The organism is Parapedomonas caeni, from assembly GCF_041060555.1.
In the GTDB taxonomy this organism is placed as follows: domain Bacteria; phylum Pseudomonadota; class Alphaproteobacteria; order Sphingomonadales; family Sphingomonadaceae; genus CAUJIW01.
In genome coordinates this window covers 24,140-39,021 of record NZ_JBEUDS010000010.1, presented here as the reverse complement: position 1 = coordinate 39,021, position 14,882 = coordinate 24,140, and the positions used below count along the sequence as shown (strand labels likewise).

General features: G+C 64.0%; 14 protein-coding genes. 1 reads left to right on the top strand and 13 read right to left on the bottom strand.

Annotated elements, in window-relative coordinates; genetic code table 11:
* Nucleotides 1-9 precede the first annotated feature (9 nt).
* Entirely contained in the window at nucleotides 10-1,041 is a 1,032-nt protein-coding gene (locus ABU113_RS08730; RefSeq protein WP_454559126.1) for a hypothetical protein, read from the top strand.
* Here the strand turns inward: ABU113_RS08730 and ABU113_RS08725 are convergent, their stop codons facing one another.
* The 13 genes from ABU113_RS08725 to ABU113_RS08665 form a co-directional block, all read right to left on the bottom strand.
* The gene (locus ABU113_RS08725; protein WP_454559125.1) at nucleotides 1,042-2,160 is read right to left on the bottom strand and encodes an NAD-dependent epimerase/dehydratase family protein; all 1,119 of its coding nucleotides are present in this window, start codon (nucleotides 2,158-2,160) and stop codon (nucleotides 1,042-1,044) included.
* A 136-nt stretch (nucleotides 2,161-2,296) separates the two neighbouring features.
* Entirely contained in the window at nucleotides 2,297-3,538 is a 1,242-nt protein-coding gene (locus tag ABU113_RS08720; protein WP_454559124.1) for a hypothetical protein, read from the bottom strand.
* A gap of 62 nt (nucleotides 3,539-3,600) precedes the next feature.
* On the bottom strand, nucleotides 3,601-4,461 hold the full coding sequence (locus ABU113_RS08715) for a hypothetical protein (RefSeq protein ID WP_454559123.1): 861 nt from the start codon (nucleotides 4,459-4,461) through the stop codon (nucleotides 3,601-3,603).
* Between the two features lie 16 nt (nucleotides 4,462-4,477).
* Nucleotides 4,478-4,999 carry a hypothetical protein gene (locus tag ABU113_RS08710; RefSeq protein WP_454559122.1) on the bottom strand — a complete coding sequence of 174 codons (522 nt, stop codon included), beginning with the start codon at nucleotides 4,997-4,999 and terminating at the stop codon, nucleotides 4,478-4,480.
* On the bottom strand, nucleotides 4,996-6,471 hold the full coding sequence (locus ABU113_RS08705; RefSeq protein WP_454559121.1) for a capsular polysaccharide export protein, LipB/KpsS family: 1,476 nt from the start codon (nucleotides 6,469-6,471) through the stop codon (nucleotides 4,996-4,998). The genes ABU113_RS08710 and ABU113_RS08705 overlap by 4 nt, the downstream gene beginning before the upstream one ends.
* Nucleotides 6,468-7,703, bottom strand: a complete 1,236-nt coding sequence (locus ABU113_RS08700; RefSeq protein WP_454559120.1) for an N-acetyl sugar amidotransferase — start codon at nucleotides 7,701-7,703, stop codon at nucleotides 6,468-6,470. The genes ABU113_RS08705 and ABU113_RS08700 overlap by 4 nt, the downstream gene beginning before the upstream one ends.
* A gap of 3 nt (nucleotides 7,704-7,706) precedes the next feature.
* The gene (locus ABU113_RS08695) at nucleotides 7,707-8,474 is read right to left on the bottom strand and encodes a HisA/HisF-related TIM barrel protein (RefSeq protein ID WP_454559119.1); all 768 of its coding nucleotides are present in this window, start codon (nucleotides 8,472-8,474) and stop codon (nucleotides 7,707-7,709) included.
* Complete coding sequence (hisH, locus tag ABU113_RS08690; RefSeq protein ID WP_454559118.1) at nucleotides 8,471-9,079, bottom strand: imidazole glycerol phosphate synthase subunit HisH; 609 nt, start codon at nucleotides 9,077-9,079, stop codon at nucleotides 8,471-8,473. Before hisH ends, ABU113_RS08695 begins: the two co-directional genes overlap by 4 nt.
* The gene (locus ABU113_RS08685; RefSeq protein ID WP_454559117.1) at nucleotides 9,076-10,206 is read right to left on the bottom strand and encodes an N-acetyl sugar amidotransferase; all 1,131 of its coding nucleotides are present in this window, start codon (nucleotides 10,204-10,206) and stop codon (nucleotides 9,076-9,078) included. The genes hisH and ABU113_RS08685 overlap by 4 nt, the downstream gene beginning before the upstream one ends.
* A gap of 8 nt (nucleotides 10,207-10,214) precedes the next feature.
* Nucleotides 10,215-11,105 (bottom strand): hypothetical protein, encoded by an 891-nt coding sequence (locus tag ABU113_RS08680; RefSeq protein ID WP_454559116.1) that lies wholly within the window; start codon nucleotides 11,103-11,105, stop codon nucleotides 10,215-10,217.
* Nucleotides 11,098-11,622: a GNAT family N-acetyltransferase gene (locus ABU113_RS08675; protein WP_454559115.1), complete on the bottom strand. Its 525-nt coding sequence runs from the start codon at nucleotides 11,620-11,622 to the stop codon at nucleotides 11,098-11,100. The genes ABU113_RS08680 and ABU113_RS08675 overlap by 8 nt, the downstream gene beginning before the upstream one ends.
* Before the next feature lie 58 nt (nucleotides 11,623-11,680).
* Entirely contained in the window at nucleotides 11,681-12,976 is a 1,296-nt protein-coding gene (locus ABU113_RS08670; RefSeq protein ID WP_454559114.1) for a DegT/DnrJ/EryC1/StrS family aminotransferase, read from the bottom strand.
* 377 nt (nucleotides 12,977-13,353) lie between these two features.
* Complete coding sequence (locus tag ABU113_RS08665) at nucleotides 13,354-14,829, bottom strand: FG-GAP repeat domain-containing protein (RefSeq protein ID WP_454559113.1); 1,476 nt, start codon at nucleotides 14,827-14,829, stop codon at nucleotides 13,354-13,356.
* Nucleotides 14,830-14,882 lie beyond the last annotated feature (53 nt).

The window sequence follows — 14,882 nt, the reverse complement described above, 5'->3', positions numbered from 1 at the left end:
CAAAGAAACATGAAACTGGCAGTCATCGGACCGAATTTCTTTTCCTATGTCCAGGCGGTTGTGGCCCGGCTGCAGCAGCGCGGCATCGAGGCCCGGTTCTTCGACGAGCGTCACGCCAACAGTGTTGCCGCCAAGATCTATTATCGGGCCGGCTTGCACAAAGCCCTGCCCGGGGCACGCGAACGGCATCTGGCGGGCATCATCGAGACGATCATCGACGAGGGCTTCACCCACGTGCTGATGATCAACGCGGAAGCCGTCGGGCCTGCGCATGCGGCGCGGCTGCGGGCGCGGGGGCTCAAGCTGTTCTTCTACAGCTGGGACAGCCTTCGCAACAAACCGGACTTCATTCACCTGCGCAGCGAGCTGACGGCGCTCGCCACCTTCGACCCCGTCGACGCCCAGCGGCTCAATCTGCGCTATATTCCGCTGTTCGCCGATGACGTTTTCAGCGCCCGACTGCATGGCAGCGGTGCGCCCCGTGACATCGCGCTGTCCTTCTGCGGTACGCTGCACTCCAACCGCTCGACCCTGCTGCGCCGGGTGCTGCGTCATTTCCCTGCGGTGGCCGATCAGGTCGATCTCAAGATCTTCAGCCACTCAAGGCTGGTCTTCCTGCTGAAGGCGTTGCGCCGCATCGACGACTTCGCCTTTCGCCGCATCGTGTCGACGACGGCGTTCTCCCGCCAGGAGATCGCCGACACCCTGTTCCGCTCGTGTTATGTGCTCGACATTCCCCACCCCGCCCAGAACGGCCTCACCGCCCGCACCTTTGAAGCGTTACGCGCCGGCGCCCGGCTGGTAACCTTCAACCGTCATGTCCGGCGGTTGCCGGCGAGCCTGCAGTCCCGCGTCGTCTTGCTGGACGAGGCGCCGCAGGCCGGCGGGCTGGACCCCCGACCGGCACCGCTGCCGCCACTGAGCGATGCGGAGGACTATTTTCTGTCCATCGACCGCTTTGTCGACGATCTGCAGGAAATGATGGGGCTGCCGTCGCCGGGATGCCCCGATCACCGCAGCGACACCGCCGTCAACGGGTGATCATTTCGCGAGCCCCTTGCGGCGCAGCTCCTCGGTGGCCTTGTCGAGCTGATCGACATGAACCGGCTGGGTCGCCGCCCAGGCACAGAATCGCCGCAGGCCCTCCTCCAGCGACACCCGCGGTTCGAAACCCAGAATGGCGCGCGCCCGGGCGAGGTCGGCATAGCAATGGCGGATGTCGCCAACGCGAAACTGCCCGGTGACCCGCACCGGTACATCGAGACCGGCCGCCGACAGCAGCACCCGCGCCAGCCGGGAAACCGAGGTCGGAACCCCGGCCCCCAGATTCATCACGGCACCCGGCGGCACATCGGCGTCCAGGCCACGGACCAGGCCCTCGACGATGTCGTCGATGTACACGAAATCGCGCGACTCCAGGCCGTCCTCGTAGATGGGGATTTCCAGGCCCTGTCGGGCGCGGTTGAAGAAGATCGAGATGATCCCGGTGTAGGGATTGCGCAGCGACTGCCCGGCGCCAAACACATTCTGGAAGCGGAAGATGACTGGCGTGTAGCCCAGCGCCGCGGCGGCGGAAGACACCAGCAGCTCCTGCGCGGCTTTGGTCGCCGCATAGACCGAGCCCGGCGCAAACGGCAGCGTTTCCGGTGTTGGCACGGGCTTCAGCGGCTCGCCGTCGTCGGCGATGATCTCCCACTGGCCGGCCAGCAGCTGCTCCCTGGTCCGCGGCGCGGGCTGGATGACCGCCGTTGGCGCCGCCGCCGAGACGTACGCGCCCTCGCCATAGACACTGCGGCTTGATGCCAGGATCAGCCGCCGGGGACGGTGACTGCACTTGCCGATGGCTTCCAGCAGCGCCGCCGTGCCGCCGTCATTCACGCCAACATATTTGCGGACCTCATACATCGACTGTGCGGTGCCGGTTTCCGCCGCCAGATGATAGACGGCATCGCAGCCGTCGACGAGATCGAGCCGATCGCCCAGCTGGCCCGCATCCAGACGCACAAAGGTGACGCCCTCGGGCAGCGTGAGTTGCGGCAGCTCGCCGTGGATCTGTGGTGACAGGTTGTCGATCACCAGCACGTCATGGCCCAGGCCGCGCAACTTGAGGCTCAGCGCCTGGCCGATGAAGCCAGCGCCACCCGTGATCAGAATTTTCATGCTCGCCAATTCCACCTGGATGTGAGGACGCAGGAGAGATGCCCCGACGGCGGCCCCGGATCAACCCTTCACCGGCTGGCGCGAGACATTCGCGGCGACAACATCAGGCTGAAGGGTGGCCGCATGGCATGCCCGATCAGGGGGCGGAACCGCCGCCCGACCCGGAGCGCGGGGCGGAAGCGCCCGTTCGCATAAAGAACAGCAGCGCCAGCGACAGCACGACCTTCGACATTAATATCGAGGCCAGAAACCAGTACAGATCCAGTCGCTGCATAGCGCCCCATGCATAGGCGCCGTAGAAAAAGATCGCCGAGGCCACACTGGCCCACAGAACCTGACGCTCCCGGTCTTCCGCAATGAGGACAAATATCAATATATTGTAGATCTGGAAGAATGATATGCCGCTTGCCAGCAGGATATGGCCGTATCCGATATCATATTTCCCGAAAATGCTGTCGAACATGCCGCTGTATTTGAGACCGCCGATCATCACCAGTATCCCCGCCGACGCCATGAACATCAGCAGGGCGGCCTCTTTCATGGCAACGAGGCCGGCTTTGGCGCCGTAGCCACTGTGCGCCATCTTGACGACCGACGGGCCAATGCGCTGCGCCATGGTATTGGCAAGCAACTGGCCCGCCTGGAAGACAAGCGCCAGAACACCGTAAGTGCCGGCGGTCGCCGCGCCGAGCGCCGCGTTGACGAACCCGCGGTCGGATAACTCGGTTGATGAGGTCAGCAGTCGGGACAGATAAAGATTGCCGCCCCCGGTCTCCTCGATCTTCGGCGCGTCGGGTACCGCCTCGCCCGAGAACCGCGCGAATACCGACCAGCGCGCCAGCAGCAGGCTCAGCCCGGCGGCGACGGCCTCGCCGAGAATGGCGCCGACGCCGCCCCATTTCCAGCCCGCCACGCACGTCAGCACGAACGAAATGCCGGCGCGTGTCAGCGTAAACCGCTGCAGCAGCGAATCCTGCCCGACAGCCCGGACCAGGGCCGCGACCACGTTCAGGAAAAGGCTCAGCAGGCCCAGCAGGCCGGCGCACATGTAGATGAATGGCGAATAGCCGATGTCAACGACGTGGGCCGCCAGCGCCACCACGCCGGTCGCCAGCAGAAACCGGGCGCCCAGACGCCGCATCAGCCGCGCCGCGTGGTCGCGGATCTCAGGCCGGCGCTCGTCCACCCAGAGGCGGGGGTAGAGCTTCGCCGTCACCTCCACCGCGCCGAAACTCAGGATCGTGCCGGCCAGCAGGGCACCGCCCAGGATCGTGACGTAATGCCCGTATTCCAGCGGCACCATTGTCTGTGCGAGCACGATGGCTTTCAGGAAGCCCAGTCCGGCCGCCACGAGCATCCAGAAGAGAAACGATGTCATGGTGGTGCCGGGACTCCTACGTCAGGACTCGACGGCCATCGGCAGGCAGCGATCAAACGCCATCATGACAGTTCCAGCAAATCTTCAAGAAACGACACACTCAAATCGCCACGCAGCGACCGCGCAATCTCGAACAGCGCCCGCCGGTTCTGGCTTACAATCGGCATCGGCGCCACGAACGGCGTGGTGGAATTGAATGTCACGAACAACGCCAGCCGCCCCCCGTCGTTGCGGCATCGGCTGCCGTAATGATAGCAGGCCGCCGGGTCGACATAGACCGACGAGCCGGCAGGCGCCAGGAAACTGCGAACCTTGCCGGGCCCCAGTTCCTGGAGGAACCTGTCATCGGGAATGCGGCGGATGATCGGGGCCGCGCCAATCTTCCCGGTGTCGCTCCTGTTGACGAAGACAAAGGGACCGTCAGCCTCGGTCAGCACGTCATTGAGGTAGATGATGCAGTGGAATGAGCGCGAATCGCCATAGTCCTTGTGCCACTTCTGGCTCTCGCGCAGCGGCATTTCGGTCGGATAGGAATACAGCACCTGGATGCTGTCGAGAATGCACGCCCCGCCGAAATAGTCAGCCGCGACATCCAGAATCTGCGGCGAAAAGGCCAGGCGCACAACCGGGTCATCGGCCGAGAGGTCGGCCGCCGTCAGCAGGTTGACGAACGGATGGCCGTCATCCTTGCGCGCCACACCGGCGATCCGCGGGCGATAGCGCTCATTGATGGCGGCGGTTTCCGACGCGCCCAGCACAGGGCCGATGGCGTAACCTTCCCGAGCGATCTCCGCCGCCAAAGCCGTCCGGACCGGCGGCAGCCGCCGGAAATGGCGCGGACGCAGCCGCGCGACGCGGCCGGCATAACGCACCGGCACCAGGCGCCAGCGGAGAAAACTCGCGGCAGTCCGGCCTAACGACATGTCCACCTCCGATAAATCAAAGATGTGCAACCCATTCCTCGGTTACATCATCGCTAATTTTGACAGCAGGTATGCCCACATAGACGCCGGGCTCAGTAATGGAACGATTTACCAGCGACATCGCACCGATAACAACGTTATCACAAACGTCAAGCGGACCGACGAGAATGCTACCGGCCCCTATAACGACGTTATCTCCCAGGACAAATACCCTGCCTTCTTTGTGGCGGGCCAAGTATTCTGGGTTCGTCGGGCTGCGACCAACAAACTTCACCCCCGCCATTACAACAACGCGACCCGGCGATACGATACCATTACCGCCCAGCAACACCCCGACTGGATGTGAAACAGACAACTTGCGCACATTCACGCGCGCCGACGTCACATCGACACCATAGAGTATCAGCAGGAGTCGATCGATGACGAGGGCGACATAGTGTCCCGCCCACGGCAGTCGCCGATCAAGATAACGCGCAAGCCCGATGATCGCGCGGATATGCACCTCGATCGACCAGAGGGCCAACAGCCAGCGTTTCAATCGCGGTCTCCCACTGGGCCTGGTTCAGCCCATCCGGTCTCGGCGTGGATGGCCGCGACAAGCCGATCCAGATTGGCCTCGGTGAACAGGTCATGGGCCGGTTGCGGGTCGCCCGGATGACAGGCCGAACCAAACCGGACCAGCTCCTCGATATTGGCCTCCAGATTGTCCACCGGACCGTAATTGGAAGCGTCATTGAGCTGGCGCGCGATGTCGCCCGGCGATGACACCGGGATCGCGCCCGTGAAATGACGGTAATAGACCTGCCCCGCCACCAGGACCCGGCGGCCCAGCAGCAACGCATCCATGCCGGCGCTGCTGGAGATCGCCGCCACCAGTCCGGCCTTGCGGATCAGCTGGCGGCCGCTTTCGCGCCCGTGCACGAAACGCAGCGCGCTGTATCGCTTGCGCAGGGCCTGCCACGGGCGGGCGCCCAGGGCGCCGAACTGGTTGGGGTGTTCCTTGACCCACAGCAGATGCCCGTCCGGCAGCGCGCGCAGCAACGTCTCGACGAAGGCGAGCTGGTTGCAGAAATCCGGCGCGAAATAGAGCAACGAGGCTTCCGGCTCATATTGCAACGGGTACATCACGTTGCCGGGCGCATAGTCTGCCGGCAGGGGATCATAGATGGACCGGGGCGTGAACAATGCCCGCAGGAAGGCACGGTGCTCGCCCACCGCGCCCGCGGTCATGAAGTCCGACCACCGCGGGAACAGCATCCGCGCCGCGACGGCCCGCCCCAGGCGGCCGCACTGCATCAGCCGGCTGCCGATGCCCGGCCGCAGCACCAGTGGCTCCTCGCCCCGGCGCTGCTTGAAATAGCTGAAGCGGGACAGCTGGCGGGCCAGGAAAGAATGATGATAGGCCGGACCGGCGCGATCGGCGACCACGCCGTGGACAAACGCCGCCACGCGGTCGCGCAGGGAGGCGATTTCGGCCTCGGGCATGGCCTCGCGGCGCACCGGCCGCGAAATCTCGATCGCGTCGGCAAAGTAGAAATAGTCGGGAAAATAGCTGTTGGCCCACATCAGCAGCCGGACATCGTGGCGGCGACACAGATAGAAGATGGCATGGGTCACGAACAGCGCGACGGGCTCGCTGAGAAAGGCCGTGATCCGGTAACGGGCGAACAGATCCTGCAGCGCGGCGAACAAGGCACCGGCGATCCGGGCGCGGACCGGCGGCGGAAAAGCCGGCAGATAGCGGTCGGCATGGATGGGCGACCAGGGGAAGCCCGTTGTCGCGCGGAAATCGTCCGGCTCCTGCCAGACCGGCGCCGACGACTGGCTCAGGGCCTCGCGCACCACGGCCTGAATGTTGAGGACAACCTCGCCGCCGGCCGCCGCCACCCGTGCCGCTTCCTTGTCGGTCTGGACGATGTGCAGATAACGCGCCCGGGTGTCGCGGGCGCCCAGGGTCGGCAACAGGTGAGAGAGATACGAACGCGACAGGCAAAGGATGGTGGGTGTCATGGGTAGCCTTTGCCAACCGTGATGTAGCCGCCGCGCGACGTGCCGGCGACGGGCGCCGTGACCTGGAAGTCGATGGCGTCATCGCCGCGGGATGGATCGACGTCGCCGTGCAGACTGCTCCAGCCATGGAAGGCCCATTGGCCCGGCGCGGTCTGCGTCCAATAGGCAGGATTGCGGTGCTGGTCCATGAGGAACTGCAACCCGCGCGGATCGATACCCAGCCAGTCGCAGAATTTGTCGACGTGGCGCGGGGGCACCAGCTCGTGGCGCCGGACCAGCGCCAGCGCCGCCTCGCGCGACAGCCGGCCGTGGCGGATTTCCCGCGACGCATGATCGGTGACCTTGGAGTAGCCGTGCTTGTACAGCTTCAGCAGGTCATGGATCTCCATGTAGTTGTGGCAGTCGACATGGTCGTAGCAATCGAAGGTCCGGCCGAAGGCGGTCGTGCGGTAATCGTGCGCCGCGATCATCGCCTCGTGCTGGGCCTTGGGGTCCCAGCGCACATAGTTGCCAAGATAGATGCCCCGGACGCCAACGGCCTCCAGATCCGCGTCGTCGGGATAGCGGTAATGGCGGACGTCGTCCTCGCCGAGGGTATCGAAGATCGACAGCAGCTCGCGATCCTCGCAGCCCATGATGTCATGATCCTTGCGATAGCGCCGGCTCATCTCGACTTCATGTTCGTGGGAGAACATACCGACCTGCTCCAGGCCCTGGTGCGCCCCCCAGATGATCAGCGGCACCTTGTAGCGCACTGCGGTCTGCACCGGGAACACCGTCTGGCCGGCCAGGCAATGCCAGTAGATGCTTCCCAGCTTGCGCAAGGTCGTCCGGGTGATCTTCTTCACCGACAGGGCGTTCACATTCTGCATCAGGATGTCGCAATTGAAGCGAATGCGCAGATTGGCCAGATTCCTGACACCGACAGCGGTGTTGAACTGCTTGTTGTAGCTCACCAGCAACGGGTTGAGGCCCAGACGCTCCTTGACCAGGTGGACGATCCAGTAGGAGTCGTTGGCGCCGCTGACGGGCACGATGCAGTCGTAGGTGTCGCCGGTCCGGCTGCGATACGGTGCGACAACACGCTCCAGCTGATGCCAGCGCGCCTCCCAGTCCAGGCGATCCTTCTCCTCATGAACGCGGCAACCCGAACAGATGCCCTCGTCATCCAGGACAAGGCCCAGCGGATGGGGCCGGGCATACAGGCAACGGCGGCACGTATCGATACGCATCGATCAGCTCCACATCCGGCGATCGTAAAAGGGCGGGCGCAGCGGTACGCCGGCAAGTTGCTGCTTCAGCGTCTGCACGGCGTGCTCCCGGTAACTGAGGAAGTTGCCGACCGCTATGGCGGCAACGGCCGGGCGTTCGAGCAGCGACCGCATCTGGTCGGGCTCACTGAGCCCGCCGAACGGAATGAGCGGCATGCCGGGCAGGGGAAAGGCATCGGGCAGGGCCATGTCGAAGCCAGCGGGTGAGCCTTCATGGCGCCAGTCGATCAGCATGACCTCCGACACCGCGCCGGAGTCCAGCACCTGAAGGACAGGCCCCGCCAGCGGGCGGCTGGTGCCGTTGCGATAATCGTACCAGTGCAGACCCTCCGGCGCGCGCGCCACCGGCAGCGCCGCAATGACGGCCTGCGCGCCCAGCGGTTCGGCCAGGGTCGCGACTGTCGCCGGATCGTCCCGCAGCAGGGCATCGACACCGATACGATCAGCCCCCGACTGCACCGCCCGCACCGCCTGGTCGACGGAGCGGATTCCGCCAACGTAGATCAGCGGCGTCGACAGGCCAAGACGGCTGACCCGCTCCAGCAGCGCGAAGTCCGGGCCGGCGCCCCCCCGGTCAATGCACTGGAGGATGATCTCGTCGGCGCCCCAGCGATCGAGGTTCTCGACCAGGATCTCGGGCCGGCCGAGCGGCAGATAGCGACGATAGCCAAACGACTGGACGGCCTGGCCGTCACGCACGGTGACCACCGCGGCCAAACGCTTCCTGATCACGAGCACAGCCCCTCGATGAGATTCCGCAGCAACTGCCGGCCCGCGCCCTGGCTCTTTTCGGGATGAAACTGCAGGCCGACAATCGGCCCGCGCCGGATGGCCACGGTGAAGGGCTCCCGCAAGCGGGCGATGCCGACCTGATACTCCGGCGGCACCTGCAGCGCATAGCTGTGATTGAAATAGAAGGCCTGGCCGTCGCTCGGCCGCAGCAACGGATCCTGACCGATGACCTCCAGGTTATTCCAGCCGATGTGCCAGCGCGCCGGTGTCAGCGGCGCGACGGTGCCGGGGATGAGGCCGAGGCCCGCCGTAACCCGATGCTCCGTCGACACGTCGACGAGCAACTGCATACCCAGACAGATACCGATGAGGGGCCGCCCCAGCCGCGCCTGCTGTCGCAGGTAGGTATCCAGCCCCAGACCCGACAGGCCAGCCATGGCCGCCGGAAATGCCCCCACGCCGGGCAGCAGCAGCAGATCAACCTCGTCGAGGACCGTGCTTTCATTGCTGACCCGGCAACGGTAACCCAGCGTGTGCAGCGCCCGCTGGACCGACGACAGGTTGCCGGCGCCATAGTCGATGATGCCGATGGTACGCCGGGTCACAGCCCCACTCCGACCTTGAAGCGGCGGACAATCTCGCCCGACGGCTTGATCTCGAACAGATCCGGATTGGTCGACCGGCGCACCTGATCCCAGAAGGCGTCGACGCCGATGCCGATGTAGTCGCAGAAATCCGCGATATAGGCCGGCGAGCAGGCGTCATCGTACTTCTCGACCAGCGTGATGGCCGCGTCGCGTGTCAGTCGTCCCAGCCGGATTTCCTCGTTCACGTAGTCGGTGACGCGGCCGAACCCGAACTTGTAGTATTTGATCATCTGATTGAGCGTCACCCAGTCCTCGTCGAGCGAGGTGACGCCGGCCAGATCGCCGGTATTGTCGACCGTGTCCTCACGGATGCGCAGGCCGCTGGCGGCGGAATACATGCCGTTGTTCACCAGCGACCAGTCGCCGAGAAACCAGCCGAGATAGACGATCTGCAGGCCATGGGCCTCGAACGCCTCGGGGGCGGGATAATGATAGGGCAGCAGTTCGGCGGCCGGCACGCCCGCCTCGACCATCCAGTCCAGCGCGCCGCCCGACAGGGTGTTCATGTAGCGCAGATTGTTGCCGTCATAGCCGGTGCGGCCCAGCGTCTTGAGGTCGCCCAGCTGCAGGCCGGGGTTCTCGCCCCACAGGATAAGCGGAATGCCATAGCGGATGGCCAACTGCGGCACCGAGCTGAACAGGGCGAGTTCGGTTGACTTCGCCCAGTTGGTGAAGCGCAGGAAGGACTCGCGCATCAGCTTGCGCCAGGTGCCGGGTGCCGGCGCCGAAATGACGACGTCGAAGCCCTGCTCGATCAGGTTCGAGATATTGTCGACGCCTCGTTCGGTCACCTGCTCCGGCGGGTAACTGAGGCAGGCCAGCAAGGGTTTCAGGCCCAGCTTGTCGCGCACCCACAGCGCCTGACGCGTACTGTCCTTGCCGCCGCTGACACCGATGATGCAGTCGAACTCCTGCCCCGGCTTGCGGCGGTAGTTCGCCAGCAGATCCTCGAGAATCTCGAAGCGCTCCTGCCAGTCGACGTACTGCAACCGCTCGAAATAGTCACAGGCAGGGCAAATGCCGGCGTCGGTGAACTTCGTGTTCGGCCGCGTATCGGGCTGCAGGCAGCGGGGGCAGTATTTCATCCGATCACTCAAATTTCGTCCGGTGACGCGAGGGACTTAAGGTGAATCAACCCGGCATGGGGCAACGAACACGGTGGCGCCCAGGGCGGCAGGGTGCAGACGACCCGCCGACCCGCCGACAGCGCTACTACCAGCGCGAAGGACTCGCAACCCGCGACGATACGGGCGTTGCCCACCGCCGCGGCAAGGTCGGCATGCCGGTCCAGGCCAACCCGCACGCCCGTCTGCCGGGACAGCCAGTCGTCATATTTTCCCGCCGGGTCGGAAGGGTGCGGCCTGAGCCAGATGGCAGCGTCCGGATCAATGCCCGCCCGCTGGCGATGGGCCATGAAATAGTCCAGCGCCTGAAACTCGCCCGGCGTGGAGCGCCCCCAGGTGCTGCGCGCCGGCTCCAGAATGTAGAGCACATCATTTCCGCCCGCTGGCGGGCTGGCCGGAATCCGGCCGACCTGCTCCTCAAGATACAGATTGGGCCGGACGACCACCGGCGCGCCCGGAAAACAGCGCCGGGCCTCGGCCTCGGCAGGGGCGTCAGTCACCCAGAAGGCGTCCGGCAAGACCTCCTGACCGTCGCGGACGAAACGCGCCCGGTAGTTCACCCAGTGATCAATGACGGCGACCGAGGGCAGGCCACGCCGCCGGGCCTGCAGGCGCGCGACGTGCTCCAGGTCGCTGGCCCAGCCGGTCCCGCTCAGCAGGGCGGCGGCGCCATCGAGCGCGTCCTCGACGGATGGCAGCAGCGGACGGTCGGCAAAGATCCGTTGCCACAATGCGGCCGCCGGACCGGCCATCGCCGGCCGCACGTCCAGCCCCGGGGAGGCCTTCAGCCAGCTCAGGATGATGTTCGCGGCGCCGGCATCATGACAGACCACGGCGAGGGGGGCCGGCAGATCAATCATGCGCGAACTTCGCGAAGTAGAGGATATCGGTCGGCACGCCCTCGACGATCTCCTGGCCGACGCGCCGGCCTTCGAGCGTCATGCCGGATCGCTCGGCCAGGCGGATCATCCCCGTGTTGCAGGCCAGGGTCCCGGCTGTCACCTTGCGAATGTCCGGTCGCGCCAGCAGCCAGGCAAGCACCTGATTCCAGGCATCCTGACCATAGCCCAGCCCCCAGACATCACGGGCGCCGATCATGATTCCGACATCGGCCGTGCCGTGATGCGGTTGCAGATAGGCGGTCATCGTACCGACCGGGCGATCGTCGTCGGCCCGTCGCACACTCAGGAAATGGTTGCTGCTGCCGGCGAAGCTGGCCAGGTAGGCGCGGCAACTGTCGACATCATGCCGCCGGAAGCGCTGGTTGCTGTAGCGGACCACTTCGGGATCATTGAGCCACCCGATATAATCCGGCGTGAGATCGCCTTCCTGGAAAGGGCGAATCCGGGTCAGCCGGCCGTGAAGGTCTGGAGTCATTCAACCTCTTCGCATCGCTCGACGGGCGCCGGGCCACCGGCCACCGAAGGCGCGGCCGTCAGGCCGCCGCCTGCGCCCGCAACGCATCCAGGTTGTTCCACACCTTGCGGAAGGCGCTGATCATCAGCTCCACGTCCGCCGGCGCGAACTCGAACATGCACAGGTTGAGCCCCATGAAGCTGCTGGCGTGCAGCTCCTCGGCGACCGGGCACAGGCCTGGCCCGTAGGTGATGTCACGGCCGGCATACGGCGACGTCCACGGGAAACCCTGCGTGCCATAGGCGATGCGGTTGCGGAACAGGGGCAGCAGGTGCAGGTTCTGATAGCCGACCATCAGGCCGGGAACGCCCTCGGCGCGCAGAGCATCAACGATCTGCTGGCGCGACACGCCGAGCTGCCCGGTGTCCAGCGTCAGGCCATAGACGTAATAGACATGCGTGCAGCCCTCCGAAACAACCGGGGTCCGCAGGCCGGCAAGACCGGCAAGCCCCGCGTTCAGCTGGGCCGCGGCCCGCTGGCGCGATTCCACCCTGGCGGCCAGCTTGCCGAGCTGGACCGAAGCGATCGCCGCCTCGATTTCCCCCATGCGGAAGTTGTAACCCAGCATGTTGCAGAGGTCTGCCGGCTCGTTGCTGTCAATCACCGCTTCGGCGTGATTGCGCAGGAGCCGGAGCCGCTGGGCCAGCCGGTCATCATTGGTGACCAGGATGCCGCCCTCGCCGCAGTGGATGTGCTTGTGATAATTGAGGCTGAACCCGCCGATGTCCGCCAGCGTGCCCGTCGGCGCGCCGTGATAGAAGGCGCCGGGGGCCTGGGCGGTATCGGTCAGCAGCATGAGGCCGTGCCGGTCGGCGATCGCCCGCAGGGCGCGCATGTTGGCCGACTGCCCGAAGATGTCGACCGCGAGGATGGCCCGGGTGCGCGGACCGATCAGCGCCTCGACGCACGCCGGGTCGATGTTGAAGCTGTCGCGCTCGATGTCGGCGAACAGCGGGATGCCATTGAAATGCAGGATGGCGGTCGCCGTGGCCGCCATGGTCCAGGGCGTCGTGATGATCTCGTCGCCGGGCTCGATGCCGGCGGCACCCACCGCCGCGATGAGACCCGAGGTCCAGCTGTTGACGCCCAGCGCGTGCTTGACGCCGAAATAGTCCGCCGCCTGCCGCTCGAACGCCCGCACGTGCTCGCCGCCCATGAAGCCGTCGCCACGCGCGCCGATGTAGGCGGAGAGCACGCCGGTGCGGATCACCCCGGAAGCGGCGGCCACCTCGTCCTCGCCAACACTTTTGAAGGGTTCGAGCGGCGCTGCGATGACGGGCGTGCCACCCAGACATGCGAGACTTTCAACACTCATGTTTCCACCTGATAGCTACCGTTCGGGTCCGGACAGACGAACGTCGATTTGCCGTGCCGCTAGGGTGTGGCGACCCAGCCACATCCCCCTGCGGTCGGGCTGTCGGGCTGCTGCGCATCCGGTCACGCGGTTGCAATACCGACATCGCCAACCTCGACGTGGACGTTTAGCCGGCGACAGAATGACTGTCGACCACCTTTTGACGGCGGCGTTTTCCCGGCAATTCGGTGAGGCCGCGGCAAGGGCAATGCGGTGGTCTGGCCGGTGACGCGGACCTAACGCCGCCTTGTCAGCACCGAAAGCCAACCGACGCGCCCGTCCATCGGGAATGGCGCCACCCCAGCCCGCGACGAAACGCGCGCGTCTTTATGGAAACGTCAATCGGATGTTTTGCGGACGCGCGCCATCCTGATCGCACTTTCATGGCAATTATACAATATGGCCGGTCCGCCCATGTCCGTGTTCAGATATTGAACCTCATATATCGATCTAGGCTCTTGCTGAATCTTGTAAGTTGCCCATTTGCCATTCTCGTATTTTCCGTAGAACAATCCCCCGACATCTTCTTTTCCAGGAGTCATAATAGAGAATATCACCTCGTCCTTACCATCACCGTCGAGATCACCACGATCAACGTCTGTTATAATGCGCGCATGAGGACTCGGTGTGAATACAACAAGCCGTGATTTCTCAAATATACGGTCTTCTTTCCAGCTCTCACCATAACCCATATTAATAAGAAGAGAAACGCCCCGACTATGAGCAACAATCAGGTCAGGCCAACCATCATTATTCCAGTCTGTCATTTTGCTGTAGTGAGCATATTTTGTGCTCACCTGATCAATGTCACGACGCACCCAGCGCATGCCATCGACATTCGCGAACCAGGCCATCAGTCCCGTCGAAAGATCGGAAACCACAACATCAACGCGCCCGTCACCGTTAACATCGCCCAGCTGCACCGTACGCGTGTCGGCAAACGACGCCGAGACATCGATTTGCCGCACTGGCCACTCGCCCCCACGATCATCTCGTCCGGGATTCTGCAACCAGATCACGCCGCGGCCACGATGCGGATAGGTGGCCGCCTGCGTGCGCATGGTCACGACGACGTCATCGTCACCATCGCCATCAATGTCACCGAGGGCCAGGTTAACGGCGCCCGGCGTCTTGTTGCTCAGCAACTTGCGTTGCCATTGCTGGCCGGGTGCCGCGGGCGCCACATAGGCGACGACCGCATCGTGCGAATTGACAACGCCGACAATATCAAGACGTCCGTCGCCATTGATATCATGGGGCACATGGCGCTCAAACAAGTAGACGTCGCGGACTGGCGACTTCGAAAAATCGAACCGTTCCCCCGATACGATGGCCTGACGCTTGTTTTGCCGGAGATTTACAAGAAGCACCTTGGCCTCTGGCGGTCCCGGAAATCGACTGGCCCAAGAGTCGGAAACAGTGACCTCAGGACCATCATCCCCGGTGAATGCCGCCACGGAAAAGCCGTAGGCATATCTCACATCTGCAATTTCCTTGATTTCGAAACGCAGCGGCGACGGCCCGCTGGGGCCGACAGAATACCCCACCCAGGACAGAACAATAAAATAAACTACCGCAACTGCTGGAATAATTGAGATAACTACGATGTAAATACGAAAATATAAAGAGATAAATACTCCAATAAGTCCACCGACAATAACACCAATGGACAACCTGTTGACGTCAATTACTAGAGAACTTCCAATTCCCACATTCAGAACATATTTTTGCGACAAGGCATAAATGGCCACACCAAGAAGCAGAACCCCCGCAGACAAACATATTGCATAAAGCCGGTTTCGCTCGCGCGCCATTTCCCCACCTCACAAATCAGATCAACGTGCGCTCATGCCACCGCCCCCAGTGA

Coding starts and splice junctions, on each gene's coding strand:
- ABU113_RS08725 (WP_454559125.1), bottom strand. CDS start 2,160: ATGAAAATTCTGATCACGGGTGGCGCTGGCTTCATCGGCCAGGCGCTG.
- ABU113_RS08700 (WP_454559120.1), bottom strand. CDS start 7,703: ATGCGTATCGATACGTGCCGCCGTTGCCTGTATGCCCGGCCCCATCCG.
- ABU113_RS08670 (WP_454559114.1), bottom strand. CDS start 12,976: ATGAGTGTTGAAAGTCTCGCATGTCTGGGTGGCACGCCCGTCATCGCA.
- ABU113_RS08685 (WP_454559117.1), bottom strand. CDS start 10,206: ATGAAATACTGCCCCCGCTGCCTGCAGCCCGATACGCGGCCGAACACG.
- ABU113_RS08715 (WP_454559123.1), bottom strand. CDS start 4,461: ATGTCGTTAGGCCGGACTGCCGCGAGTTTTCTCCGCTGGCGCCTGGTG.
- ABU113_RS08730 (WP_454559126.1), top strand. CDS start 10: ATGAAACTGGCAGTCATCGGACCGAATTTCTTTTCCTATGTCCAGGCG.
- ABU113_RS08720 (WP_454559124.1), bottom strand. CDS start 3,538: ATGACATCGTTTCTCTTCTGGATGCTCGTGGCGGCCGGACTGGGCTTC.
- ABU113_RS08665 (WP_454559113.1), bottom strand. CDS start 14,829: ATGGCGCGCGAGCGAAACCGGCTTTATGCAATATGTTTGTCTGCGGGG.
- ABU113_RS08705 (WP_454559121.1), bottom strand. CDS start 6,471: ATGACACCCACCATCCTTTGCCTGTCGCGTTCGTATCTCTCTCACCTG.
- ABU113_RS08680 (WP_454559116.1), bottom strand. CDS start 11,105: ATGATTGATCTGCCGGCCCCCCTCGCCGTGGTCTGTCATGATGCCGGC.
- ABU113_RS08675 (WP_454559115.1), bottom strand. CDS start 11,622: ATGACTCCAGACCTTCACGGCCGGCTGACCCGGATTCGCCCTTTCCAG.